Annotated in this window: 22 protein-coding genes; 13 read left to right on the plus strand and 9 right to left on the minus strand. The window is 68.3% G+C overall.

What is annotated here, in order from left to right; all coding sequences use genetic code 11:
• Positions 1 to 20: 20 nt before the first annotated feature.
• Both YWY_RS0110065 and YWY_RS0110070 read right to left on the minus strand, forming a co-directional pair.
• Positions 21 to 1,541 carry a S1 family serine peptidase gene (locus tag YWY_RS0110065; RefSeq protein ID WP_028847506.1) on the minus strand — a complete coding sequence of 507 codons (1,521 nt, stop codon included), beginning with the start codon at positions 1,539 to 1,541 and terminating at the stop codon, positions 21 to 23.
• A gap of 64 nt (positions 1,542 to 1,605) precedes the next feature.
• On the minus strand, positions 1,606 to 2,049 hold the full coding sequence (locus tag YWY_RS0110070) for a hypothetical protein (RefSeq protein WP_051310123.1): 444 nt from the start codon (positions 2,047 to 2,049) through the stop codon (positions 1,606 to 1,608).
• Between the two features lie 200 nt (positions 2,050 to 2,249).
• Between YWY_RS0110070 and YWY_RS0110075 the strand changes: the two genes are divergently transcribed.
• The 13 genes from YWY_RS0110075 to YWY_RS21340 all read left to right on the plus strand — a co-directional run bounded on the left by YWY_RS0110075 (position 2,250) and on the right by YWY_RS21340 (position 16,404).
• Positions 2,250 to 3,062: an ABC transporter ATP-binding protein gene (locus YWY_RS0110075; RefSeq protein WP_038044974.1), complete on the plus strand. Its 813-nt coding sequence runs from the start codon at positions 2,250 to 2,252 to the stop codon at positions 3,060 to 3,062.
• 11 nt (positions 3,063 to 3,073) lie between these two features.
• Positions 3,074 to 3,856, plus strand: a complete 783-nt coding sequence (locus tag YWY_RS0110080) for an ABC transporter permease (protein WP_028847509.1) — start codon at positions 3,074 to 3,076, stop codon at positions 3,854 to 3,856.
• A 40-nt stretch (positions 3,857 to 3,896) separates the two neighbouring features.
• Positions 3,897 to 4,706, plus strand: a complete 810-nt coding sequence (locus YWY_RS0110085) for an ABC transporter permease (protein ID WP_028847510.1) — start codon at positions 3,897 to 3,899, stop codon at positions 4,704 to 4,706.
• Between the two features lie 267 nt (positions 4,707 to 4,973).
• On the plus strand, positions 4,974 to 6,494 hold the full coding sequence (locus YWY_RS21315; protein WP_084609170.1) for a 4-hydroxyphenylacetate 3-hydroxylase family protein: 1,521 nt from the start codon (positions 4,974 to 4,976) through the stop codon (positions 6,492 to 6,494).
• A gap of 12 nt (positions 6,495 to 6,506) precedes the next feature.
• Entirely contained in the window at positions 6,507 to 7,430 is a 924-nt protein-coding gene (locus YWY_RS0110095) for an ABC transporter substrate-binding protein (RefSeq protein WP_028847511.1), read from the plus strand.
• Positions 7,431 to 7,480: 50 nt separating this feature from the next.
• The gene (locus YWY_RS0110100) at positions 7,481 to 8,122 is read left to right on the plus strand and encodes a DUF2848 family protein (RefSeq protein WP_028847512.1); all 642 of its coding nucleotides are present in this window, start codon (positions 7,481 to 7,483) and stop codon (positions 8,120 to 8,122) included.
• Between the two features lie 16 nt (positions 8,123 to 8,138).
• Positions 8,139 to 9,575: an MFS transporter gene (locus tag YWY_RS21320; protein WP_051310124.1), complete on the plus strand. Its 1,437-nt coding sequence runs from the start codon at positions 8,139 to 8,141 to the stop codon at positions 9,573 to 9,575.
• 35 nt (positions 9,576 to 9,610) lie between these two features.
• Positions 9,611 to 11,254 carry a thiamine pyrophosphate-binding protein gene (locus tag YWY_RS0110110; protein WP_028847513.1) on the plus strand — a complete coding sequence of 548 codons (1,644 nt, stop codon included), beginning with the start codon at positions 9,611 to 9,613 and terminating at the stop codon, positions 11,252 to 11,254.
• A 76-nt stretch (positions 11,255 to 11,330) separates the two neighbouring features.
• Positions 11,331 to 11,897, plus strand: coding sequence for a flavin reductase family protein (locus YWY_RS21325; protein WP_051310125.1), 567 nt, complete (start codon positions 11,331 to 11,333; stop codon positions 11,895 to 11,897).
• 32 nt (positions 11,898 to 11,929) lie between these two features.
• The gene (locus YWY_RS21330; RefSeq protein ID WP_051310126.1) at positions 11,930 to 13,282 is read left to right on the plus strand and encodes a UbiD family decarboxylase; all 1,353 of its coding nucleotides are present in this window, start codon (positions 11,930 to 11,932) and stop codon (positions 13,280 to 13,282) included.
• Positions 13,283 to 13,322: 40 nt separating this feature from the next.
• A complete protein-coding gene (locus YWY_RS23230) occupies positions 13,323 to 13,874 on the plus strand; it encodes a MarR family winged helix-turn-helix transcriptional regulator (RefSeq protein WP_051310127.1) in 552 nt (183 codons plus the stop codon).
• A gap of 135 nt (positions 13,875 to 14,009) precedes the next feature.
• A complete protein-coding gene (locus tag YWY_RS0110135) occupies positions 14,010 to 14,993 on the plus strand; it encodes an ABC transporter substrate-binding protein (RefSeq protein ID WP_028847514.1) in 984 nt (327 codons plus the stop codon).
• Between the two features lie 595 nt (positions 14,994 to 15,588).
• On the plus strand, positions 15,589 to 16,404 hold the full coding sequence (locus tag YWY_RS21340; protein ID WP_051310128.1) for a DUF2797 domain-containing protein: 816 nt from the start codon (positions 15,589 to 15,591) through the stop codon (positions 16,402 to 16,404).
• Between the two features lie 123 nt (positions 16,405 to 16,527).
• Here YWY_RS21340 and YWY_RS21345 read toward each other — a convergent pair whose 3' ends face one another.
• From YWY_RS21345 to YWY_RS0110175, 7 genes are all read right to left on the minus strand, one after another.
• Positions 16,528 to 17,832, minus strand: a complete 1,305-nt coding sequence (locus tag YWY_RS21345; protein WP_084609173.1) for an alpha/beta hydrolase — start codon at positions 17,830 to 17,832, stop codon at positions 16,528 to 16,530.
• Positions 17,833 to 17,980: 148 nt separating this feature from the next.
• A complete protein-coding gene (locus YWY_RS0110150; protein WP_028847515.1) occupies positions 17,981 to 19,144 on the minus strand; it encodes a TetR/AcrR family transcriptional regulator in 1,164 nt (387 codons plus the stop codon).
• A gap of 33 nt (positions 19,145 to 19,177) precedes the next feature.
• Positions 19,178 to 20,710 carry a class I adenylate-forming enzyme family protein gene (locus YWY_RS0110155; RefSeq protein ID WP_028847516.1) on the minus strand — a complete coding sequence of 511 codons (1,533 nt, stop codon included), beginning with the start codon at positions 20,708 to 20,710 and terminating at the stop codon, positions 19,178 to 19,180.
• 60 nt (positions 20,711 to 20,770) lie between these two features.
• Entirely contained in the window at positions 20,771 to 21,601 is an 831-nt protein-coding gene (locus tag YWY_RS0110160) for an SDR family NAD(P)-dependent oxidoreductase (protein WP_028847517.1), read from the minus strand.
• 13 nt (positions 21,602 to 21,614) lie between these two features.
• On the minus strand, positions 21,615 to 22,016 hold the full coding sequence (locus YWY_RS0110165) for a MaoC/PaaZ C-terminal domain-containing protein (protein WP_028847518.1): 402 nt from the start codon (positions 22,014 to 22,016) through the stop codon (positions 21,615 to 21,617).
• The gene (locus YWY_RS0110170) at positions 22,013 to 22,468 is read right to left on the minus strand and encodes a MaoC family dehydratase N-terminal domain-containing protein (RefSeq protein WP_028847519.1); all 456 of its coding nucleotides are present in this window, start codon (positions 22,466 to 22,468) and stop codon (positions 22,013 to 22,015) included. Before YWY_RS0110170 ends, YWY_RS0110165 begins: the two co-directional genes overlap by 4 nt.
• Position 22,469: 1 nt before the next feature.
• Positions 22,470 to 23,645: a lipid-transfer protein gene (locus YWY_RS0110175; protein WP_028847520.1), complete on the minus strand. Its 1,176-nt coding sequence runs from the start codon at positions 23,643 to 23,645 to the stop codon at positions 22,470 to 22,472.
• Between the last annotated feature and the right edge of the window lie 252 nt (positions 23,646 to 23,897).

Here is a 23,897-nt window from a genome sequence, read left to right on the forward strand (position 1 = left end):
GTCCGACACACGGCGAAGTCTTACGGCCGAGTCAGAGCGCAACCGGGCCGATGCAGGTCGATCCGCGAGTCCTTGGTCAGGCACGGCGGGATGCCACCCACCTGCTGCGCATAGCTCCTGCCCTTCTCCGCCGTGACCGTGCCGTCTTCGGCCACCTCACACGGGTTGTCCGTCGTGCACTTCTCCCCGCTGATGTTCGTGGAGCTGTGGATGGCGACCACGGTCTCGCCGGACAGCACCGGAGAGCCGGAATCCCCCTTCATGGGCAAGCAGCTTTCGGCTGCCGCGTAGCGCAGCGAGTGGTCCAGCTGGTAGCCGTCTTCGCGAACGTGCGGCACGACCGCCTCGATCTCGCAGCTCTTGCGGGTGCTGGTGGTCAGTACGTCGACCTGGTCGCCGACGTTCGGCGGCTCGTCGGTGAGCCGGAAGATTCTCGCGCCTGCGTGCTCGAGCTCCGCGTACGTCTTGTCCAGCCGGTAGAGCGCGATGTCCGTGCCGGTCATCGTCGCGTACACCAGGCGGACAGCGGTGGCCGTGGCCTTCGGGTAGCCCTCGTCGTCCGCGATCCGCACGTCTCGGTCAGCGGGTCGATCGACCAGCGCGGACCCAGGAGCAGGCGGCTTTCCCTCCACGCAGTGGCCGTTGGTGAGCAGCAACGCAGGGTCGTCCGGCCTTGCGGTGGACGTGCGCACCACGGAGCCGACACAGTTGCCGAGGTTCACCGAGCCCGCTACCGACGGCATCGGTTCCTCCGGCGGAACGTCGGTGCCGCTGACGATGCCGTTGATCCAGTCCCGATGCCGGGTGACGTCGGTGAACAAGGTGGGCTCGTTGCTCCCCGAGCCACTGACGACGCCGGCCAGCTTCCACTTGCCGTCGTCGCGAATCAGCGCCGGGCCGCCCGAGTCGGCGTTGCGCGGGCCGATGCTGCCGTCGCGGACACCGATGCAGAGCTCACCGTCGACCGCAGGCGAGCACGCCTCGATCGGCTGCACTTCGAGGTCGATCTCGCGCAGCTTCGTCGGGTAGCAGTCCGGCGTGTTCTCGCCGTCGCTGCACGTCGAGCCCCAACCGAGCACGCGTGCCGTGGTGCCGACCTCGGGTGCCTTGTCGGCCAGCTCCACCGGCTCGCCGTCGACCGGCGTCTTCAGGTGCAGCAAGGCGATGTCCTTGCCCCACATGTCGCCTTCCACCCCACGGCGGTAGAACTTGTCGACCTCGACGAACTGGCCGCCCCGGGTGTTGTCCAGCGAACCGATGCGGACGTACATCTCGCGCGGTGTGCCGACCGCCGCGCCGGTCGGGTTGCGCGCACAGTGCGAGGCGGTCAGGACCCACTGCGGTGCGACCACCATCGCGCCGCACGCGTGACCGTCCGGCCCGGGCGGCGCGGGAAGGTACGTCGGCCGCTGGAGCGAGCCCATGAACGAATACGGCTCCTCAGCCGGCGCTCCGCCCTGAATCGCGGCCGCGGACGGGGCGAAAAGTGCGCCGGCCGTCATCGCTGCGGCAACGACGACGATGACAGATCGAGTTCTCATGCTGCACACGGTGGCCGACCAGGTTCATCGCCCCGTGCGCGCCAGGTCATGGGCGTGCAACAGTTCAGCGCCGCCGAGCGAACTCCAGCAGGGCTTCCCGATGCCGTTCCCAGTGTTCGAAGCGGGCCAGGTCCGACGAGGTGCGGAACGACACGGGCCGCAGCGGGATCCCGACCGAATCGGCCTTGTGGTGCGCCACCCGGAACGCCACCACGGTGAACCCCTCGCCCTCTCGACTGTCGACGGCGCGCAGCTTCAGGTAGTGCGCGGTGTCCGCCACGACGACCACCAGCGTGGCCTGGCCCGCGCGCCGCAGGTTCGCCCGCGTCGTCGTGCCGGAAACGGCGACCAGAACCTCGTCATCCGCCGGATGGATCTCCGCTCGTGACAGCAGCCCAACATGCGGGAAATCGTGCTCGTCGACGGTAAGGAACACGAACGCCTGCTCCTGCGTATCCGCCTCGGGCCACCCCTGGAGCGCCGTGTGCACTTCGACGGGAAGCGTCATGGTCAACCGCACCTTTCTGACGGACCGACTGGTTCACCCAGGTTATTGACCTTGCTGCAGGCCCGGGCTACATTCAAGAGATTGTCAAGTCAGGTAGTTAAGTTAATCAATTGCCCGACGCCGGCCGCCCGGAGACCGCGACAGGCACCCAGGCGCGGCCGCTGTCGCACCGCGGCTGACGACACGGAAGAGGTTTCGGATTGTCGGAAATCACGGTCGACCCGGTGACCCCGGCGACGGACGCGATCTTCTCCTGCCGCAACCTCGCGATCGAGTTCGGCCACGGCGCGCATCGGCGCCGCATCCTTCAGGACGTCAACTTCGACGTCCACCAGGGCGAGTTCCTGGCCCTCCTCGGCACATCCGGCGTCGGCAAGACCACCTTGCTCCGCATCCTCGGTGGGCTGCTCGCGCCGAGCGAAGGCACCCAGATCCACTTCGACGGCGCACCGATCGACGGCCCACCGCGGGGCGTGATCATGGTGTTCCAGGACTACGCCTCGTCGCTGCTCACCTGGCGCACCGTCGGCCGCAACGTCGCCCTCGGCATCGAGAACTCGCTGTCCAAGGCCGAAGTCGCTCAGCGCACCCGCGAGGTGCTGGACATGGTCGGCCTCGGCGATCGCATCGACGACTACCCGGCTCAGCTCTCCGGCGGCATGCAGCAGCGCCTGCAACTCGCCAGGGCCCTCGCCATGCGACCGCGCGTCCTGCTGATGGACGAGCCGTTCGGCGCCCTCGACGCGATGACCAAGGCGAACCTGCAGGACGAGCTGCTGCGGATTCAGCGCCGGACCGGTACCACGGTCGTGTTCATCACGCACGACATCGAGGAAGCGGTTTATGTGAGCAGCCGCGTCATCGTGCTCAGCGGCTCGCCGGGCCGGATCCTGCTGGAACGTGACGTCGACCTGCCTTCGCCGCGCAACCAGGTCACCACCAAGGAACACCCCGAGTACCTGCGGCTACGCCACGAGATCTACGACGCGGTCAGCGACCACGTGAACTCCTGAGGAAGCCGGCGATGACCACGCAAGCGCAGCGCGCCAGACCGCTCGGCCCGCGTCTGCTCGCCAAGATCAACCTACCTGGCGTGACGTTCCTGATCGTGCTGTTCGCGGTGTGGGAGGCCGCCGACCGGGCGGGCCTCATCGATCTGATGTTCCTGCCGCGACCATCGGAGATCCTCTCCGCGGGCGCCACGCTCATCGCGCAGAACGCATTCCTACCCACCGTCGGGCACACGGTCAGCGTGACCCTGACCGGCTGGGCGATCGCCAGCTGCTCGGGCCTGATGATCGGCTTCGCACTCGGCATGTCGCGCCGGGTGTGGGTCTACTCCATGTCCACCATCGAGCTCTTCCGCGCACTGCCATCCGTCGTGCTGTTGCCGATCGCCGTGCTGGTCTTCGGCTTCTCCGTGCAGATGGAGCTGGTGCTGGTCATCGTCTCCGCGCAGTGGCCGGTCATGGTCAGCGCCGTCGACGGGGTCCGCCTGGTCCCGCAAGGCCTCCGCGACACCGCCACCACACTGCGGCTCGGCAGGCTGGAGACCGCACGCAAGATCATCCTCCCGGCCGCGCTGCCCAAGGTCCTCGTGGGCCTTCGGCTCTCGCTGGCACTGTCGCTGATCCTGACCGTCGCCGCGGAGATGCCGCGGAGATGCTCGGTAACCCGGCGGGCATGGGCAACGCGCTGGTCGAGGCCCAGGAAGCGTTGCAGGCCGACCAGATGTTCTTCTACTTCCTCTCCATCGGGCTGCTCGGCGTGCTGCTCAACGCCGCCTTCGTCTTCCTCGCCCGGCTGATCGCCCCCGGCCACCACCTGCGCTTCGCGAAGGCCGGCTCATGACCACGACCGCGTTCCGCCCCGCGACCAGGGCAAACCGGGCCGTCGGACCGGATGGTCCGCAGATCGGCTCCCGACCGCCCCTGCGCGGCCTGCTGCCGTTCGTCGCCCTGCTCGTTCTCTGGCAGTTGTTCGGCACGGACGACTCGACCTTCTTCCCGCGACCGTCGACCTGGCTCCCCGCGGTCGTCGAGTTCGCCGAGTCAGGTGAACTGGCCACCGCTCTTGCCGGCACCGCGGTCACGTTCACGGTGGGCCTGCTGCTGGCCACGGCCATCGGTGTCGTCCTCGGTGTGGTGGTGGGCAGCGTCAGGTTCGTCGACCGCATGCTGAACCCGTTCCTGGAATTCGTCCGAGCCATGCCGTCGTCGGCACAGGTGCCGATCTTCGTGCTCATCCTGGGCTTCACCGAGTCGATGAAGCTCACCGTCGTGGTGCTCACCGCGATGTTCCCGGTGCTGCTCAGCACCCGTTCCGGCATGCGCGAGATGAATCCGGTGCTGCTCGACGTGGCCAGGACGTTGCACCTGAGTCGCTACGACCGGATCAGGAAGATCGTCGTGCCTTCGCTGTTCTCCTCGATCCTCACCGGCGTGCGCATCGCGACCCCGGTAGTGCTGATCGTGACGTTGATCGTGGAGATCCTCACTCAGGTCCCCGGCCTCGGCGGCTCGCTCTCGCTGGCGCAGCAGTACTACCAGACGTCGCTCGCATACGGCCTGATCGTGATCACCACCGTCGTCGCGCTCGGGGTGAACATCGCGATCGGGCTGATCGACGAGCGCCTGTTCCGGCATCGACGGCGCTGACAGCGGGCGTCACCGGACCTCGCCGTGCCCGAGAGCCGGTGCCCGCCGTCCACCCCTTCGAGCACTGACCCTGGTAGAAGCTTGTGCCTTATGATTAACTTAAGGTAGGTTTCTGAGTAAGGTAAGTGAGGCCGTCGCCCCGGGCGTGGAGCGGGGACCGGCGCCGCGTCTCGGTGCGACCAGCGGCGAACGCGGAGCCGCGCGAGCGGACAAGCGGCACCACGGCGGCCGAGCGGGCCGCCGTTCGTCGGACGCCAGAGGATTGAGATGACACGGTCAGGCAAGGAATACATTCGCGGCCTTCGCAATGATCGACGTGTCTTCGTCGACGGGGAATACGTGTCGGACGTGACCACGCATCCGGCATTCGCCGGGGCGGTGCGTTCGATCGCACGCGTCTACGACATGGCGCATGACGAGGCCAACCGGGACGTGATGACGTTTCCTTCGCCCACCACCGGCGAGCCGGTCAACATGTCGTTCCTGATCCCCCGCAGCGAGGACGACTTGCGGCGCCGCCGGATCGCGCTGCGCAAACTCGCCGAAGTGACCGGCGGCTTGATCGGCCGCGGTCCCGAGCACGTGGCCGGCTTTCTCAGCGGATGGGCTGCCCGGCCTGACGTCTTCGCCGCCGCGGGAGAGGAGTTCGGCGAACGCATCACCCGGTTCTACGAGTACGTGCGGGACAACGATCTGTATTGCACCTACACCATCGTTCCGCCGCAGATCGACCGCAGTAAGCCCGCGCACCAGCAGGAAGACCCGCATCTGTACGCCGGGGTGAAAGAGGAGCGCGCGGACGGCATCGTCATCAAGGGCGCGCAGATGCTCGGCACCGGTGCGGCCGTGTCGGACTACCTGGTGCTGTCGTGCATCGTGCCGCTGCAGGAGGGCGACGACGACTACGCAATCTCGGTCGCCGTGCCGCTGAACGCGCCGGGGTTGAAGGTCTACTCACGCCGGAGTTACGCGGCGGCCGCGTCCAGCATGTTCGACTACCCGCTGGCCACCCGATTCGACGAGACCGATTCGCTGATCGTCTTCGACGACGTTTTCGTGCCGTGGGAGCGGGTGTTCATCTACCGCAACCGGCAGGTCACCGCCGACCAATGGAACAAGACACCGGCCCACCTGCTCGGTAACAACCAGGCGCAGGTCCGGTTCTCGGTCAAGCTCGACCTGCTTGCCGGGCTGGCCATGCGGATCGCGGAGATGAACGGGTCCGCGAAGTTCCCCCCGGTGCGCGGCACGCTCGGCGAGATCGCCGCCCACGCCGCGATGGTGTCCGGGCTGGTCGCCGCGCAGGAACAGAACTGCGAGATCGACGACTTCGGCGTCGCCTGGCCCGGTCGCGCGGAGTGCTTCGCGGTGCAAACGCTGCAGTCGCAGTTCTACCCGAAACTGCTGCAACTGCTGCGTGATCTGTGCGGTGGCGGGCTCATCCAGCTCCCGTCGTCGGCACGGGACTACGACCACCCGGAGGCGGGAGCGGACTTGCGCCGGTACGTCCAGTCGCCCGGCTGGGAGAGCGAGCAGCGCGTCAAGCTCCTCAAGCTGGCGTGGGACCTGATCGGTTCGGAGTTCGCGGGCAGGCACGAGCAGTACGAGATGTTCTACGCGGGCGCGCCGTTCTTGGTCCGCTCCCGGATGGCCCAGGTCTACGACTTCCGACGCGCGGGCGGCCTGCTGGACAGCCTCATGTCGGGCTACGACCGCAACGGCCCGACCGACGGCCGTCTCGACGGCCAGGTCGAGAAGGTCGAAGCCGCCGAGACCGTCGACGCGTAGCGAGGAGCCCGGATGCGCATCGGCCTGCCAGACCTGGTGTCCAACTCCTACTTCCCGGCGATCGCGGCCGTGCAACTCGGCTTCCTCGAACAGGAAGGGATCGACGCCGAGATCGAGCTGATCTTCCCGGTCACCGACGCCGCGGTGGCGCTGCGCGAGCGGCGGATCGACTTTCTCGCCGGCGCGGCGCACGCGCCGCTGTACGGTTTCCCGGGCTGGGACGGCGCGAAGCTGGTCGCCGCCCTGTCCCACAACACGTACTGGTTCCTGGTGGTGCGGTCGGATCTCGGCGTGGGCCGCGGCGACCTGTCAGCCCTGTCCGGACTGCGCATCGGGGCCGCCCCGGGAGTCGGCGAAGCGCTGGGTCGGCTGTTCCGGCTCAACGGCATCGACCCGGACACGGCCGGGATCACCATCGCGCCGGTACCGGGCACCAGCGGGGCCGGGGTGTCGTTCGGCGTGACCGCCGCGGAAGCGCTGCGGGCAGGCACGATCGACGCGTCCTGGGCGAACGGCATGGGCGCCGAAGTGGCGGTGCGCACCGGTGCCGGAACCGTGGTGGTGGATGCTCGGCGAGACGGCGGCCCAGGGGCCCAGCAGACATTTCCCGCGCTGTCGACGACCGAGCACTTGATCGACTCCGAACCGGAAACGGTGGCAGCCGTGGTGCGCGGCCTGGTCGCGGCACAAGAAGCGTTGCGGCGCGACCCGTCGCTGGCCACGCAGGCCGGCAAGGATCTGTTCCCCGAGATGGAGAACTCGCTGATCGCGGACCTCATCGCGCGTGATCGGACTTTCTACCTCCCGGCGATCAGCAACGACGAAGTCACCGCGCTGCACGCTTTCGCCTCGGACATCGGCCTGCTCGATCACCGACCGTCGTACGCGCAGGCCGTGGCGACCCAGTTCGCGCCGCTGTGGTCCCGGCAGGAGTAAGGTCCGCCCGCCCTGCTCGTCGCTGTCCGGACTGCGAAAGGCGTTCCTCCATGACCGGCGTGGTGTTCGACGTGATCGGCGGCCCTGCCGTCACCCTGTCCGACTTTCAGCTGGTCATCGCCGGCTACACCGCACGCGACCAGGACGCCCTGCGCGCCCACGTCAACGAACTGGCCGCGATCGGTATCCCGGCACCCGAGTCGGTGCCGAGCTTCTGCCCGATCCCAGCGGGTCTGCTCACCCACTCGGCCGAGATCACCGTGGCCGGCGCGCGGACCTCCGGCGAGGCCGAGCCGGTGCTCGTCCGACACGACGGACGGCTGTATCTGACGGTCGGGTCCGACCACACCGATCGCGACCTGCAGCGCACCAGCCTGTTCGAGGCGAAGGCGGCCTGCGCGAAGCCGGTGTCGCGGGTGGTCGTGCCGCTGTCGCCGGACGTCGACTGGGACTCCATCGAGCTCGCATCGCGGTGCGACGGGCACCGTTACCAGGAGGGACGCCTGACCGAGCTGCTCCCGCCGGTGGAGACTCTCGAGCGTTTCCCGGCCGACGGCGACGTCGTGCTGTTCTGCGGCACGCTTCCGCTGCTCGACGGTCAGTTCGTCGCCGGGCACGAGTGGGAAATGACGCTGGCGATGCCCCATCAACAGCCACTGAGCGTGGCTTACCGCGTCACCCAGCGAACCTAGTTCGAGCGAAGTCGCCATGCCCCTCCGAGCCCGGATCACCCGCCACCTGCCGTTCGTGGTGGTGGCATCCAGCGCCACTCTGATCACGGCCGATTTCGCCAAGATCGGGCTGGCCGTTCCGGGCATCGAGCAGTACCTGGGCGCCGACCAGGTCGACGTGCAGATCGTGCTCAGCGGCTACTTGCTGGCGTTCGCGTTGTCCCTGGCCGTGGCCGGACGGCTGGGGGACCTCTGGTCGCACAAGGCGATGTTCGTCATCGGCATCGCCGCGTCAACCGCAGGCAGCGTGCTGTGCGCTCTCGCCTGGTCACCGCTGGTGCTGGACATCGGGCGGCTGGTGATGGGTGCGGCCGCCGGGGTGGTCATCGCCCAGACCATGAGCTTCATCCAGCTGCTGTATCGCGGCCGGGCTCGCGGTCATGCGCTGGGCATCTACGCGGCGGGGATCGGCATCACCAACGCGATCCTCCCGCTGGCCACCGGGGCACTGATGACACTCGGGCCGCCGGAGTCTGCTTGGCGCTGGATCTTCTGGATCAATGTGCCGCCGTACGCCCTGGCAATCCCCGCCACGGCGCTGCTCCCGGCACGCCGTCGACCCACAGCGCGGGGAGGCTTCGATCTGGTCGGGTTGGCGTTGCTGGGCCTGGCCACGCTCGGGCTGATGCTGCCGTTCGTCCTCACCTCCACGTTCGGCCCAGGCGGCTGGCACTGGTTGTGGCTCGCGCTGGCGGCAGCTGCCGGGGCCGCGTTCGTCCGGTGGGAACTGCGCGCCACCGCACGCGGACTGCCGGTGGTGCTGAACATGACCCTGTTGCGGTCGCCGCCGTTCCGTCACGGGATCTTCGTCGGCGGCGCGTACTTCGGCGCGTTCCAGGCCGCGTTGTTGATGTTGCTGCTGTACCTCCAGCAGGGCCTGCACCGCACACCGGTGGCCGCCGGTCTGATCGTCATGGCGTTCACACTGGGCAGCGCGCTCAGCTCCCTGCGCAGCGGCCGGCTCGTGCATACCCACGGAACCCGCGTGGTGACCATCGGACTCACCGGGGTGCTGGTCTGCACCGGGCTCGTCGCCGCGGCGACCGCGCTGCCCGACCGCTACGGGATCCCCGGGTTGGTCATCCCGCTGCTGGTCATGGGCGTGTTCAGCGGTTTGGTGATCGCACCGAACCTCACGCTCGTGCTGCGACACGTGCCCGCACCGCAGAGCGGAGTCGCCGGCGCGCTGGTCCAGCTGATGCAGCGCATGGGCGCCACCGCCGGGGTCGCCATCGCCATGAGCATCTACCACCTGACGCTGGCCGCCGGTGCCGCCACCGATGGCCGGACACAGCACTCGCTGGCGTTCCGCAACGGCATGATCTCCGTCGGCTTCTTCGTGGTGTGCGCGCTGGTCTCCAGCGTGCTGGCCGGCCGTGGCAGCCGTCGCGAGGAAAATCCAGTACTCTACTAACTTACTTTAGTGTGCTATCGCGGACGGAGAAACACGTGGCCGAGACACGGTTCGGCGGAGACCTGGTCGTCGGCGCGCTCGCCGAGCTCGGCATCGAATACGCGGCGATCAATCCCGGCGCCTCGTTCCGCGGCATCCACGAGTCGCTCGTCGCCCTGGGCAAGCCGGAACTGATCCTCGCCCTGCACGAGAACGTCGCGGTGGCGGCGGCCGACGGCTACGCACGATCCGCGCAGCGCCCGATGGCCGTCGTCCTGCACAACCTCGTCGGGCTGCAAAGCGGCGCGATGGGCATCTTCAACGCGTGGGCCAACCAGTCACCGATGGTGGTCATCGGCGGCTCGGGACCCGCCGATGCGGCGACCCGCCGGCCGTGGATCGACTGGGTCCACAGCGCTCGCCAACAGGTGCTGGTAGCCCGTGATCACCTGAAGTGGGACGACCAGCCGGCGAGCCTGGCGGCCTTGCCGGACAGCATCTTCCGCGCCCACCGCATCGCCACGACCGTGCCGTACGGGCCGACCTACGTGTCGGTCGACATCGCGCTCCAGGAGGCCGAACTCGCGCCCGAGCAGGTCGCGCTGCTCAAGGCACCAGCCGGCCAGGCGCGCGGCAACGCCCTCACCGCGCCGCCCACCGAGCTGGAGGACATCGCCGATCGGCTGGTGCGCGCGGACAATCCCGTGCTGGTCGCAGACAACACCGGTAAGGACAAGCGGGCCTACGACGCCTTGGTCCGGCTGGCCGAATTGCTCGCCGCCCCGGTCGTCGACCTGCAGGCGCGTCACAACTTCCCGACCGGACACTGGGCGGACTGCACGCCTGCCCGCAGCGAGGTCCTGGCGGACGCCGACGTCGTCCTGGTGCTCGACCCACGAGACCTGATGCACGCGATCGGCGCTGTCGACCACATCGCGCACGGCTACCGGCCGCTGGTCCGCCCGGAAGCAGACGTGATCTGCATCAGCACAAACCAGCTGATGCTGCGCGGATTCCTCGACTACTGCGGCCCGACCGGGGACGCGTTCGACGTGCTGGCGGACACGACCGAGTGCCTGCCCGTGCTGGCTGACTTGGTTTCCGAGGGAGCCGGCGATCGACAGGACCGCCGGAAGAAGCTCGCCGCATACACCCGCACCCTGCATCCAGCCCCGGCGGCTACGGTCGGCGAGTCGGGCGAGTTCTCCCAACCGTCGGTGAGCCGGTCGGTGTTCGAGGCGGTTCGGCACGGGCCGTGGGAGCTGGCCAACGGGCACATGCGCGGGGCCGTCCGCTCCACGTGGGAGTTGACCAGATTCAACAGCCACCTCGGCCGCAATGTCGGCGCCGGGCTCGGCTACGGCATCGGCGTCTCCATCGGTGCGGCGCTGGCCCACCGCGGCGACGACACCGTGATCGTGAACCTGCAGAACGACGGGGACCTGCTCTACACGCCGTCCGGGCTGTGGACCGCCGCGAAATACGACCTGCCGATCCTGACCGTGGTGATCAACAACCGCACCTACGCGCAGGACCGCATGCACCAAACGGTGACGGCCAGAAGCGCTCGCGGCCACTCGATCACGCCAGCGTGGGGATCGACATCGACGAGCCCGCGGTCGACTTCGCCGCGCTCGGTCGCTCGCAGGGGGTGGAGTCGTGGTCGCCCACCGAGCCGGACGAGTTCGAGAAAGCGCTGACCACGGCGGTGGCGGCCTGTCGTGACGAACGCAGGCCGACCCTGGTCGAGGTCGTGGTGCCCAAGGGGGTGCAGACATGACCTTGCAGACCGTCTCCGTGGACGCGAACGGATTCCGCGCCGCGCTGGGCAATTTCGCCTCCAGCGTCAACGTGATCACCATGACCGACGACGACGGACGACCGCTGGGCATGACGGCCACGGCGTTCTCGTCGGTCTCGATCGATCCGCTGCTGATCCTGGTGTGCATCAACCGCTCGACCAGGACGTACCAGCACATCGCGGCGCGCAGGGTGTTCGGCGTGAACATCCTGGGCGCGGTCGCCCGCGACATCTCCGATTACTGCGCCCGCGCCGGCGCGGACAAGAACCTCGACCCACGCTGGCTCGTGCAGCACTCGCAGTGGCGCGCCCCCGCGCTGGGCGGCGCCCTCGCCTTCCTCGATTGCGAGGTCGAGCAGGACATACCCGCGGGGACGCACGCTGTGCTCATCGGAGCCGTTCGCGGCATCGGCCTGAATCCGGCCGCGTCGGCCCACGAGCCGTTGGTCTATTTCCAGGGGGAGTACCGGCCGCTGCTCAACCGCATGCGCTACCCGAAGCCGGACGACCTGCCGGTGTTGCTCGCCGACCACTTCAGCTGACCGAATGTCGACATATCGATAGCAGGAGAGCCATGGACGATCTGCGGATCGCGCTGCAGCGGCTGGCGAGCGCGGGTGCACTGCAGCGGGTCACCACGAGCCTGCACTGGCAGTACGAGCTGGCTGCCGTGCTCTGGAAGCTCCAGCACGGTCCGACGGTGCTGTTCGAGAACGTGGACGGCTATGACACCCCCGTCGTCGGCAATCTGCTGAACACCCGCGACAAGCTCGCCATCGCCCTGGACATCGGCCCCGACGAGGTACAACCGCGGGTCGTACACGCGCTGAACAACCCGATCGAGCCGACCGTCGTCGACGAAGCACCGTGGCTCGACGTGCAGCACCCCGGCGACGTCGACCTGACCGACATCCTGCCGATTCCCGTGATCAGCGAGCGGGACGCCGGCCGCTACATCTCCGCAGGCGTGCTGATCTGCAAGGATCCGGAGACCGGCAGGCGCAACATGGCGATCTGCCGCATGCAGGTGAAGGGGCCAGGGCAGATCGGCGTCTACTTGGCGCCGACCCACTCGCGCGGTTTCCTTCAGATGCACCGGGCTCGCGGCACGAAGATGGACGTCGCCGTGGCCATCGGTCTGCACCCCGGACTACTGGTCGCTTCGCAGCTGCTGACCCCGCTCGACGAAACCCACGTGGCAGGCGGGATCTTCCAACAGCCCGTCCCCCTCGCCCGCGCGCGCACGGTCGACGTCGAAGTACCCACCGGCGCGGAGATCGTGCTCGAAGGCGTGATCGATCCCGCGGAGGAGGAGACCGAGGGTCCGTTCGGCGAGTTCCCCGGCACGTACGCTCCGCAGCGCAAGAATCCGGTGATCCGGTTGACCGCCGTGTCCACCCGCGAGCGGCCGATCTTCCAGATGATCGTCGGCGGCCGGCACCCGGAGCACCTGGTCACCGGAGCGATCGCCCGCGAAGCAGGCCTGTTCAACGCCATCCGCTCGGTGGTTCCCGGCGTGCGTCGCGTACTGCTCACCGAGGGCGGGACGTGCCGCTTCCATGCCGTGGTGTCGATCGCGAAGCGGTTCCCCGGCGAGGGTCGTCTGACCATCGTCACGGCGTTCGCCAATCAGGACCTGATCAAGCACGTGGTGGTCGTGGACGACGACATCGACCTGGACAACCCGACCGACGTCGAGTGGGCCGTCGCCACCCGGACCCGCGGCCACGAGGACCTGGTCGTGCTGCCCGGGATGAAGTCGAACCCGGTCGATCCGATGTCGGTCGATCGCACCATCACCAAGGTCGGGATCGACGCGACACTGCCGGTCGACGCGCCGGCCGAGGCCAGGCAGCGAGTCGGCGTGCCCGCGCACGTCATGGAGGACATCACTCACCGTTGGGGTGACATCACTGGCAATAACTAACCCGAGTACCGTACGCAGAGAATGAGCCGGGAGGTGTCCGATGGACGAGGCAAGACTCGCGTACGAACGCTGGGTGGACATCCGCGAAGAGCAACGCGCCAGTGACTTCCAGGCCTACGCGTACAACATCGCCGAGGCCCGCTACGTGATGCGTCGAGTCACCCGAATCGCCAACGAGCGCGCGAAGAAGCACGACCTGGACGCCCTGCTGCATCAGGCACTGTTGCAGATCTACGGCGTCGGCGAGAACGAACAACTCACGGTCAGCAAGCTCGCCGAGCGCCTGGACGTCCCGGCCGCGTTCGCCTCGCGCCTGGTCGGCCAACTGGAGCAGAAAGGTCTCGTTCGACGGGAGTCGTCGACCAAGGACCGGCGCGTCACACACGTCTTCGCGACCGACGAGGGAGTCGAGCTGCTGCGGCAGATCGACGACGAGGTGCACCACGAGGTGGCCTACTTCCAGCGGCAGATCAGCGAGCGGCAACGGCTGGCGGCCTTGTCGATTTTCGCCTTCTACGTCGGCGTGGCGAAGGAATCACCGATCGGCAACGCCATTCGCTCGGAGGCGGAGCGCATCAACTCCACCCGCTGAGGGGAATCGAACTCCTTGACCGCAGGGCAACACGTGCGACTTGCATACATTACTTAAGTAATATACATTTTCAATTCACTCAAGTAAGACACCGCCCGCCGGCGATGCTGCCCTTTCGGTAGAGGAGCGCCCGTGATGAGCACAGTCAGGCGACGGAGGATCCGCACTTCGATCTCCCTACTGGCCGTCGGAGCGCTGATCTCGGCGTGCTTCGGCGGTTCGGACACCCCGCCGTCCGACGGCGGCCCGGTACGGGTCGCGATGACCAAGTCGATCCCGGCGCTGGGGGTGTGGGTCGCCCAGGAGCAGGGCTACTTCGACAAGCACAAGGTGACGGTGGAGACGAAGGAGATCTCCACCACCGTGGCCGCGCAGGTGCCGTCACTGCTGGGCAAGCAGTACGACATCGCGCAGATGACTCCCTCGGACATGATCACCGCGGCCGACGGTGGGATCGACGTCGTCGCCGTGTCCGCGGGCTACGTCAACCAGCGGGGCGACGACGGCGTGCTGGTGGTGGCGCGGGAGGGCTCCGGGATCACGTCGGCCAAGGACCTGGTCGGCAAGCGGATCGCCGCACCGAGCATCAACGGCAACGTCAACACCGCCACGATGTACTGGCTGGCATCCGAAGGCGTGGACGTCGACTCCGTGAAGGTCGTCGCCGCCGGGGTACCGAACATGCCGGACCTGCTGGAAACCGGCCAGGTGGACGCCGTCGAGGGCGTGATCCCGTACGGCGGGCTGATGGCGTCGCAAGGGGTGAAGATCGCCGAGCCGGTGACGGCACTCGGAGACCGGGTGCAGATGTCGTTCTGGGGCTCACACCGCGAATGGGCGGAGAACAACCGGGAGGTCATCGGCCGGTTCAAGGCCGCACTGGACGATGCGTCGGCCTGGATGAAGGAGCATCCCCAGGACGCGGTCACGCTGCTGATGGCCAAGACCGGGGTGGACAAGAAGTTCGAGAAATTCGTCAAGGTGCCGGAGTTCACCACGAAGCTCACACCGGAAGACCTCGAGGTCTGGAAGAAGGCGATGACCGAGGTGCGGGGTTTCTCCACCAAGAAGCAGATGAAGGACCTCGTGCTGGGCGGCGGGGACAACAGCGCGGAATAGGTGCGCTGGCTGGGGTGGCGTCCGGCGGCGGGACGTTTCCGCGGCGTTGGCAAACCGGCGCGCGGGAACTCCAACCCTGGGCACGGCAGCAGCGGGCGGCCGACCCAAATCGGCGGCCTCGCCCCGGGGTGCGTGCATCTCGCTCACTCCCCGCCCCGGCAGCGCCGGCCGCTGACAACCCGTCCCCGGCAGCACCGGCCGCTCACAACCCGCCCCGGCAGCACCGGTCCGCTCGATCACCGAGCCCGCAACCGGCGGCGGGCCGCGGCATGTCGACCGACCCGTCTCACCCCGAACTAACCCGATGGGGTGGCTTTCCCACGCTCGCCCAGCGCCCGCGATTCCACCCCCGACCTGTGGCGATCACCCCTACCTGCGACGCTGCTCGAAGTGATCGACGTCCGCACGTGGCGACCTGGTGTCAGGACTGTCGGGCCGACCGGGTATCTGTGGAGGTACCAGGGAGGTCGTGACGGTGCGGTTGCAGTGCTTGGAGAGCGGGATTGCCCCCGCGGGCTCGGACGGTTCGACAGCAGATGCAGTGGATGCCGCGCGGCGATGCGTTGGCATTGGCTGGCGCCTGGGCAAACCACGGTTGATCGTCACCGGTGGTGAAGACCTTCCGCTCGACCTCGGCACTCCGTTCGCCGTCCAGCTGGGCGACGAGCGCCGATGCATCGGCACGTGGCATCGCGACGGACGGCGGCCGTGCCCGTTCGGTCACCGGATCGATCCGGAAGCCACCAGTCCACAGTGCCGGCCGTGCGCAGCGGCGGACCCGGGCAAAGCCGTCGCCCGGGACACCGTGCTGGACAACCGCCGCTACCACCTGTATCTCGCCTGGTTCGGGCCCGGCTTGGTGAAGGTCGGGATCTGCGCGGTGCACCGCGGGCTGAGCAGGCTGCACGAACAGGGCGCGCTGGCCTCGACGTGGCTCGCCAGTGGCGAGCACGGCCCGATCCGGCGGATGGAGCGGGCGATCGCCGAGGCGGGGATCGCGGTCGAGCGGTACCGCCACGACAAGAAGGTCAGCGCGTGGTGGGCGTATTCCACGCCCGAGCGGCGGCACAACGAGCTGAGCGCCGCCCACCAGCGGGCGCAGGCCATCCCGGACTGGCCGGAGGGGGTGGACCTGGCGCCGTGCCTGGTGGTCGACCACACCCACCTGTACGGACTGGCCGACCTCCCGCTCGGCCTCGACCGGGCAGAGGCGCTGCAGCCAGGGGCGGTCGCGGCGGGCAGGCTGTGCTCGGTGGTCGGCAGCAACCTCGTGCTGGACAACGCGAACGGGCCGGTGGTCATCGACGCGCGGCTGCTCGCCGGGTGGCCGATCGAGCCGGTCGACGCAGGCACCGAGTCCGGTGTGGAACGGGCCAGCTTGCGCGCCTCCGCCCAGCAGGCGCTGTTCTGAACGGCCCGCGGCCAGCGCCCTGGTCTGAACGGCCCGCGGCTAGCGCCCAGTTCTGTGCGGCCCGCGGCCAGCGCCCTGGTCTGAACGGCCCGCGGCCAGCGCCCAGTTCTGAGCGACCCGCGGCTAGCGCGAGGTCACCGAACCCAGCGCGTTGGACAGCCGCGCGAGCAGCGTGGCGAGCTCCGGCGAGGGATTCCGCGTCGTGCCCAGGCCAGGCACGCCTGCCACCAGTTGCGGGTAGGTGTCGACGACCGGTTTCACCGCGCGCAGCAGCGCTTCGTTGGCCAACCGCGCGGCCACGTCCGGCTTCCCTCGGTGCGGTGCGGGCTGCTTGGGCAGCGTGCCCGCCGGTGAGCCGGTCACACCCGAGCCCCGGCCGACGTGCCGGTCGGCGAAGTCCAGCATGCGCCGGAACGACTGCGGCGCGGTCAGCTCGAGCGTGGCGTTGTGTCCGGTGTCGGACACCAGGAACGCTTCCACCTCGGTCCCCGGCGCATACCACTGCCGTTCGTACTCACGCAGTGCGGCGCTGCTGACACAGTCGGCGCTGAGCACACCGCAGAAGAACTGATCGTGGTCACCGGTCACGTTCAGCACCGGGACGTTCAGCCTCGGGTCACGATTGGGGACGCTGTAGTTGAGCAGCGTGGCCGCGTTGATCACCGAGTCGGTGTCCTTCATGTCCTTCTCGTCGATCTTCTTCACCGACGGATGCACGTTCGGCGCGTGGTAGAAGATGTCCCGCGTGCCGGGCTGGCTGGTCACGTAGAGCGGATCCAGACCGAGTCCGGCGAACTTCTCGTCCCCGGACGCCAGATACGCATGCCCGATGATCTCGGCGGCGGCATTGCCGTAGTTGAGCACGTGACTGAAGCCCGTGGTGATCAAGGCGTCGAAGCCGCCGTACTCGCGGGCAGTGGTGTCGACCAGGATCGACCCGTAGCTGTGCCCGACACCGATCACCCGGGAAAAGCGCGGGCCGAGCTCGCCTGCACGCAGCGCCCGCACCACCGAATCCAGCGACGCGAGGTCGTTCTGCATCGTGTCGAAGACGCTCAGCGGCCGCAGCGAGGCACCCGTACCGAGCCGGTCGATGGCCAGGGTCGCGTAGCCCGCCCGGTTCGCGGCCTGCTGGTAACTGTCGGCTCCTGGCCGATACGGCGTCTGCCAGTAGTTGCGGTTGTACGTCCATCCCGGCACGAGCAGCTGGACGGTGGTGGCTCGCGGGGGCACGCACAAGGTTCCGGACAGCGGGCCCGTCTGCGTCCCGGCACGCACCGGAACGGCCACGTTGCGACAAGTGGTGGCCGGGGACTCGGCGGAGTCAGCGAGCGCATCGGCTCCGAAGAAGACGCTGGCGGCGGCCAGTACCCCGGAAACCAGGAAGGCACGGGTGCGACGGCCGGGGACAAGGCGGAAAGAACACATCGTCGGGTTCCTCGCAGTCGATCACGAAGCAGGGCGGAGGCGACGGCTCGATCCGTCAACCTAATGAAGATTTACTTAATCTAGTGAGATTTCACTTAGTCCGGCAGGGGTGTCACCCGAAAGTGGTGCGTTGGTGAGCTGGTGCGGCTCAGCCGGTGACGACGGCCAGGCCGATGGTGGCGACGAGATCGGCCGTGCGGCTCCGGGCACGCAGGTGCGGTGTCCGCGCGATGTCGTTGATCAGATTGAGCGCGGCCTGCAACCGCACCCGGGAGTGAGCTTTCGGCCGGTCCGGATACAGCCTGGCCAGCGGCTGAAGCCAGCGGTCCCGGTAGGCGCGCTGGGCCCGCAGCATCTCGTCCCGGCTTTCCTGAGGCAGGCCTGCTGTTTCGGTGACGAGCACGTCCACGATCTCGCTGTGCGCGAAGCAGAATCCCGCGTACGAACGCGCCAGGCCTTCCAGCCGGGCTCGATCGTCGGCGGCGTCGGTCACCGCGCCATCGGTGGCGGCGAGGAGCGTCTCGGTCCCGTTGTGCATCACCGCCATCATCAGGTCGAGCTTGGTGGCGAAGTGGTGGTAGATGCTGGGACCGGCGATCCCCACCGCCGCGCCGACGTCGTCGACACCGACGGTGTGATACCCGCGCTCGGCGAACAGCTTCCCGGCCGCATCGATCAGTTCCGCACGCCGGTCGTCGGGAGTGCCCATCGGTGGCGGAGCCAGCGCGGTCAACGGCTCGTCCAGCCGCACGCGGATGACGTCCTCGACGATCGCGGTCAGCAGCTCGCGGTACTCGTCCGTCTCGAGCTCGATGCGTTGGAACGACAGGCTGGTGACCGCGGCCAGGATCGCCCAGGCGATCACTTCCACGTCGTCCTCCGGCAGGTCCGGCCGACGTGAGGCGACGAACTTGCACACCGAACGGGAGATCTCCACCAGTTCGGCCCGCAACACTTCGCGCCGCTCGGACGGCAACCTGCGCGACTCCCGCTGCCACAGCACACCGAGCCGACGGTGCGTCAGGGCGGCGGCGGCGAGGTCGGCCGGACCGCGCAGCTCACGCACCGTCTCCGCGATGGCGTGCAAGGCGGCCCGGACGACCTCGAACAGCAAGTCGTCCTTGCTGCGGAAGTGCCGGTACAGCGCCGATGGGCCGACGGCCACCGCTTCGGCGACGTCGGCCATCGACACCTGGGCGTAGCCCTTCGTGACGAACAGATCAGCCGCCGCGGTGATGATGAGCTGGCGCCGATTACGCGGACGCGTCCCCCGTGGCGGCGGCGCAACCGGGCGCGCCCACTCGGTGCTCATCAACCTCACCTCAGCAACGACATCGCAGCGCCATCACCCGCTCTGCGCGCCTACCTTGTCGCGCAGCCGGTGCTTGAGAATCTTGCCGGACGCGTTGCGCGGGATGTCACCGAGCACCACATCGTGCGGCACCTTGTACGCCGAGATCTTCCCGTCGCAGAACTTCTTCACGTCCTCCAGCGTCACCCGCGCGCCTTCGCGCGGGCTGATCACCGCGACGATGCTTTCGCCGTAGACCTCGTGCGGACGCGCCACAACGGCGACGTCGGCGATGTCCGGATGGCCGGCGAGCACCTGCTCCACCTCGACCGAGTAGACGTTGCGCCCACCGGTGATGATCACGTCCTTGAGCCGGTCGACCAGCGTGACGTAGCCGTCGGCGTCGATCTTGGCCACGTCGCCGGTGTGCAGCCAGCCGTCGCGCAGCGTCTCGGCGGTTTCCTCGGGCTTGTTCCAGTAGCCCTTCATGATCGTCTCGCCGCGCAGCAGCAGCTCGCCGACCCCGCCCGGCCCGACGTCGTTGCCGTCGGCATCCACGATGCGGTACTCGGTGTTCGGGATGGCTTGCGCGCCGCTGGCGTCCGGCCGCTGCTTCACCTGGTCGACGTCGGCGTAGATGCCGCCGGGACCGGCCTCGGTCTGTCCGCACAGCTGGATGAAGTTGACCTCCGGCCACATGGCCAGCAGCTTGTCGACCGCGCTGGCGGGCATGGGGGCCGCACCGAACAGGCCGGTGCGCCACGCCGACAGGTCCCGCTTGTCGGCGCCCGGCATGCGCAGCAGGAACTGGAACATGGTCGGCACGCCGAAGAACATGGTGATCCGCTCGGACTCCATGGTCTGCAGCACCTTGTCCGGGTCGAACGCCGGCAGCACCACGTGCTTGACGCCGAGCATCGTGCCGGGGATCAGCATGATGCACAGTTCAGCCGCGTGATACAGCGGCGCGACGTGCAGGAACCGGTCACCCACCTTCATCCCGCAGGTCGCGACGCAGTTGAACGCCACCCACATGGTGCGGTGGTGGTCGAACAGCGCGCCTTTCGGTCTACCCGTGGTGCCGGAGGTGTAGAGGATCAGCGAATCGTCCTGCTCGGTGACGACCTCCGGCAGCGGCTCCGCATCGACATCGGCCGACTGCGCGATCAGGTCGGGGAAGCCGTCCACCCCGCCCAGCGACAGCACATGCTGTGTGGTCGCCGGGAGGCCGTCGTCCACCGCGGCGCGGACGGCCTTCTCGGTCGCCGGGTCAAAAGCCAAGATCCGGGCGCCGGAGTCCTCCAGCAGGTAGTGCAGCTCGGGAGCAGCCGATGCCGGGTTGACCGGCACGATGATCGCGCCGAGCCGCGCAGCCGCGTAGAAGGCCAGCACGAACCGGTCGGAGTTCCCGGCCATCAACGCGAACCGGTCCCCCTTGCTCAGGCCGAGACCGGCAAGGACCCCGGCGACTCTGTCGACTGCGGCATCCAGCTCCGCATAGGTGTAGCGCCGCTCCCCGAAAACGAGCGCTTCGGCGGTCGGGACGCGACGCGCCGTCATCCGTAACGATCCTGCGATTGTGGGCATGGCCGGCCTCCTCGCGCGTAGAGAGCGGGCCGGCCGGGCGCAACCGGCCGGCCCCCAGCATCAGATCGAAAAACCTCCTCCGCAAATCAGCGTCTGGCCGCTGACGTAGTCCGACTCCGGGATGCACAGCAGATAGACCGCACCGGCGGCCTCCGCGGGCGTGCCCGCGCGGCCGAGCGGCACCGAGCGCTCCATCATGGCCAGCAAGTCCGGGTTGACGCCGACCTTGATCTCCTTGCCCTCGATGTCGATCTTGGCGTCGGCGTCCGCGGGCGCTTCGGTCAATCTGGTCCTGATCAGGCCGAACGCCACCGTGTTGACCGTGACGTTGTAGCGGCCCCACTCCTTGGACAGGGTCTTGGTCAGGCCGGTCACGCCCGCCTTCGCGGCGGCGTAGTTGGCCTGCCCGGGGTTGCCACCCAATCCGGCGATCGACGAGATGTTGACGACCTTGCGGCAGGGCACCGGCTCCCCGTCGGCCTTCGCCTGCTTCACCGCCGCGGAGATCACCGGTTGCGCGGCCCGCAGGATCCGGAACGGCGCCTTGAGGTGCACGTCCAGGATGGCGTCCCACTGCTCGTCGGTCATCTTCTGCACGACCGAGTCCCACGTGTAGCCGGCGTTGTTGACGACGATGTCCAGTCCGCCGAACTCCTCGACCGCGGTGTTGACGAACCGCTCGGCGAAGCCGTCCTCGGTGACACTGCCGACACACGCGACGGCCTTGCCACCGGCTTCGGTGATGGCGGCAACGGTCTCCTTGGCCGGTCCCTCGTCCAGGTCGTTGACCACGACCGCGGCGCCGTCACCGGCCAGCTTGCGGGCGATCTCGGCACCGATGCCGCGCCCGGATCCGCTGACGATGGCGACCTTGCCGTCCAACTTCCCCATGTATTCCTCCTCCTCAAACGAGCGCTACGACGGCTTCGCCGGTGAGCGTGGTGGTGCCGTCCTGGAGAGTGACCGCGAGTTCGACCGTCGCTTCGTCGCCGTCGACCGCGACGACCTTGCCCGTGCAGGTCGGCTTCGCGTTGACCGGCGTGATCGCGACGAAGCGGGTCCTGAGCGAGCGGATCCGCTCCTGCGGGACCCAGTTGGTGACCAGCCGGGCCAGATAGGCCATCGACAACATGCCGTGGGCGAACACGTCGTCCAGCCCGGCCGACCGCGCCACGTCGAGGTCGATGTGGATCGGGTTGTGGTCACCGGACGCGCCGGCGAACAGGGCCAGCGTGGTGCGGGTGATCGGCTCCAGTACCAGCGGCGGCAGTTCGGTGCCGACTTCCACGTTGGTCAGCGCGGTCATGACACCCCCTTGTTCTGGGCGATCAGCACCGTCCGGGCCTCGGCGATCAGGTCGTCCCCGCGCGTGATGGTGGTCTTCTTCGTGACCAACTCGAGCGCGCCGCCCTTCTTGCTGGTCACGTCGACGATGCGCGGCTGCAGCACCAGTTCGTCGCCCGCGTAGGCCATCGCGTGATAGGTGAAGCTCTGCTCGCCGTGCAGGATGGTGCGCAGGTCGACGCCGAGCGACGTGATCCACGCGAACGGGTCGGACTGCTCCAGTTCCAGGCTGAAGAAGAACGTCGGCGGAACCGGGAGGTCCGGATGGCCGGCCGCCTTGGCCGCGGCCACGTCCGAGTAGATCGGGTCGTCCTGCCCGGTAGCTTTCGCGAAGAACGCCAGCCGCCCGCGCTCCACCGCGACGGTCAGCGGCGGAATCTCCTGCGCCATGGCCTGAGCTGCGTCGATCGGCACCTCAGCCCACCTTCCGGTAGAGCGCGACGATGGCCGCTCCGCCCAGGCCGATGTTGTGCTGCAGCGCCACCTGGACGTCGTCGACCTGGCGCGGGCCGGCTTCACCACGCAGCTGCCACACCAGCTCCGCGCACTGGGCAAGACCGGTCGCGCCCAGCGGGTGACCCTTGGACAACAGTCCGCCGGACGGGTTGGTGACCACGCGGCCGCCGTAGGTGTTGTCGCCGTCGGCGATGAACTTCTCCGCGGTGCCTTCCGGGGTCAGGCCGAGTGCCTCGTAGCTGATCACCTCGTTGGTGGTGAAGCAGTCGTGCAGCTCGACCACCCGGATGTCCTCCGGCCCGATGCCGGACTGCTCGTAGACCTGGCGCGCCGCTTCCTTGGCCATGTCGTAGCCGACCAGCTTCATCGCGTCACCCTCGAAGCTCGACGGCCGGTCGGTGGTCATGGCCTGCGCCTCGATCACCACGTCCGCACGCAGGCCGCGCTTGCGGGCGAACTCCTCGGAAACCACGATCGCCGCGGCCGCACCGCAGGTCGGCGGACAGCACTGCAGGCGGGTCAGCGGACCGTAGATGCGGGGTGACGACAGCACCTCGTCGACCGTGACCGGGTCGCGGAACACCGCGTACGGGTTGTTGGCCGCATGCTTGCGGGCCTTCACCGAAACCTGGGCGAAGACGTCCTCGCTCATGCCGTAGCGCTCGGCGTATGTGGCTCCGGCGGCGCCGAAGTAGCGCGGGGCCATCGGCACGCCGTCGTCCGCGGGCGCGTCGAGCACCTTGTCGAACCGGTCGAACGGGCTCGGCCGGTCGTCGAAGTGCGCGGAGAGGGCGCCCCGCTGCATCTGCTCGAATCCCAGTGCCAGCACGCAGTCGGCCATCCCGGATACCACCGCCTGCCTGGCCAGGTACAGCGCCGACGACCCGGTCGAGCAGTTGTTGTTCACGTTGATGATCGGGATCCCGGTCATGCCGACCCGGTACAGGGCGTTCTGCCCGCTGGTGGAGTCGCCGTACACATAGCCGGCGTACGCCTGCTGCACGTGCTCCAGATCGACCCCTGCGTCCGCCAATGCCGACTTGATCGCGCCCTCCGCGAGGACGTCGTAGGTGTCACTTCGGCTGGGCGTCGCGAAGGGCACCATGCCCACCCCAGCGACTACCGCTCGCGCCATGTCGCCTCCTATCTAGCAGTAATTCACTTAATCTAGCGCGAGTTCACTTGATTGGCAACGGGCTTCCCCCGACCGACCGAACGACCCGCACGTTGGCGGGATGATCAACTGTCTGGCTACTGTCGAGGCGAACCCCACGACGAGGACGCAAGGCGCCATGCGAGTTCTGGTGATCGAGGACGACGAGGATCTGCGGCATGCGGTCGCCACGGACCTGGCGGCGGCCGGGCTGGAGGTGGACGAGGCGGGCGA

The sequence above is a fragment of the Thermocrispum agreste DSM 44070 genome (assembly GCF_000427905.1).
Classification (GTDB): Bacteria; Actinomycetota; Actinomycetes; order Mycobacteriales; family Pseudonocardiaceae; genus Thermocrispum; species Thermocrispum agreste.

What these genes read in the sequence shown, in the direction of transcription:
- YWY_RS0110065 (WP_028847506.1), bottom strand. Translation starts at nt 1,541, where the DNA reads ATGAGAACTCGATCTGTCATCGTCGTCGTTGCCGCAGCGATGACGGCC.
- YWY_RS0110070 (WP_051310123.1), bottom strand. Translation starts at nt 2,049, where the DNA reads ATGACGCTTCCCGTCGAAGTGCACACGGCGCTCCAGGGGTGGCCCGAG.
- YWY_RS0110080 (WP_028847509.1), top strand. Translation starts at nt 3,074, where the DNA reads ATGACCACGCAAGCGCAGCGCGCCAGACCGCTCGGCCCGCGTCTGCTC.
- YWY_RS0110085 (WP_028847510.1), top strand. Translation starts at nt 3,897, where the DNA reads ATGACCACGACCGCGTTCCGCCCCGCGACCAGGGCAAACCGGGCCGTC.
- YWY_RS21315 (WP_084609170.1), top strand. Translation starts at nt 4,974, where the DNA reads ATGACACGGTCAGGCAAGGAATACATTCGCGGCCTTCGCAATGATCGA.
- YWY_RS0110095 (WP_028847511.1), top strand. Translation starts at nt 6,507, where the DNA reads ATGCGCATCGGCCTGCCAGACCTGGTGTCCAACTCCTACTTCCCGGCG.
- YWY_RS0110100 (WP_028847512.1), top strand. Translation starts at nt 7,481, where the DNA reads ATGACCGGCGTGGTGTTCGACGTGATCGGCGGCCCTGCCGTCACCCTG.
- YWY_RS21320 (WP_051310124.1), top strand. Translation starts at nt 8,139, where the DNA reads ATGCCCCTCCGAGCCCGGATCACCCGCCACCTGCCGTTCGTGGTGGTG.
- YWY_RS21325 (WP_051310125.1), top strand. Translation starts at nt 11,331, where the DNA reads ATGACCTTGCAGACCGTCTCCGTGGACGCGAACGGATTCCGCGCCGCG.
- YWY_RS21330 (WP_051310126.1), top strand. Translation starts at nt 11,930, where the DNA reads ATGGACGATCTGCGGATCGCGCTGCAGCGGCTGGCGAGCGCGGGTGCA.
- YWY_RS23230 (WP_051310127.1), top strand. Translation starts at nt 13,323, where the DNA reads ATGGACGAGGCAAGACTCGCGTACGAACGCTGGGTGGACATCCGCGAA.
- YWY_RS0110135 (WP_028847514.1), top strand. Translation starts at nt 14,010, where the DNA reads ATGAGCACAGTCAGGCGACGGAGGATCCGCACTTCGATCTCCCTACTG.
- YWY_RS21345 (WP_084609173.1), bottom strand. Translation starts at nt 17,832, where the DNA reads ATGTGTTCTTTCCGCCTTGTCCCCGGCCGTCGCACCCGTGCCTTCCTG.
- YWY_RS0110150 (WP_028847515.1), bottom strand. Translation starts at nt 19,144, where the DNA reads ATGAGCACCGAGTGGGCGCGCCCGGTTGCGCCGCCGCCACGGGGGACG.
- YWY_RS0110155 (WP_028847516.1), bottom strand. Translation starts at nt 20,710, where the DNA reads ATGCCCACAATCGCAGGATCGTTACGGATGACGGCGCGTCGCGTCCCG.
- YWY_RS0110160 (WP_028847517.1), bottom strand. Translation starts at nt 21,601, where the DNA reads ATGGGGAAGTTGGACGGCAAGGTCGCCATCGTCAGCGGATCCGGGCGC.
- YWY_RS0110165 (WP_028847518.1), bottom strand. Translation starts at nt 22,016, where the DNA reads ATGACCGCGCTGACCAACGTGGAAGTCGGCACCGAACTGCCGCCGCTG.
- YWY_RS0110175 (WP_028847520.1), bottom strand. Translation starts at nt 23,645, where the DNA reads ATGGCGCGAGCGGTAGTCGCTGGGGTGGGCATGGTGCCCTTCGCGACG.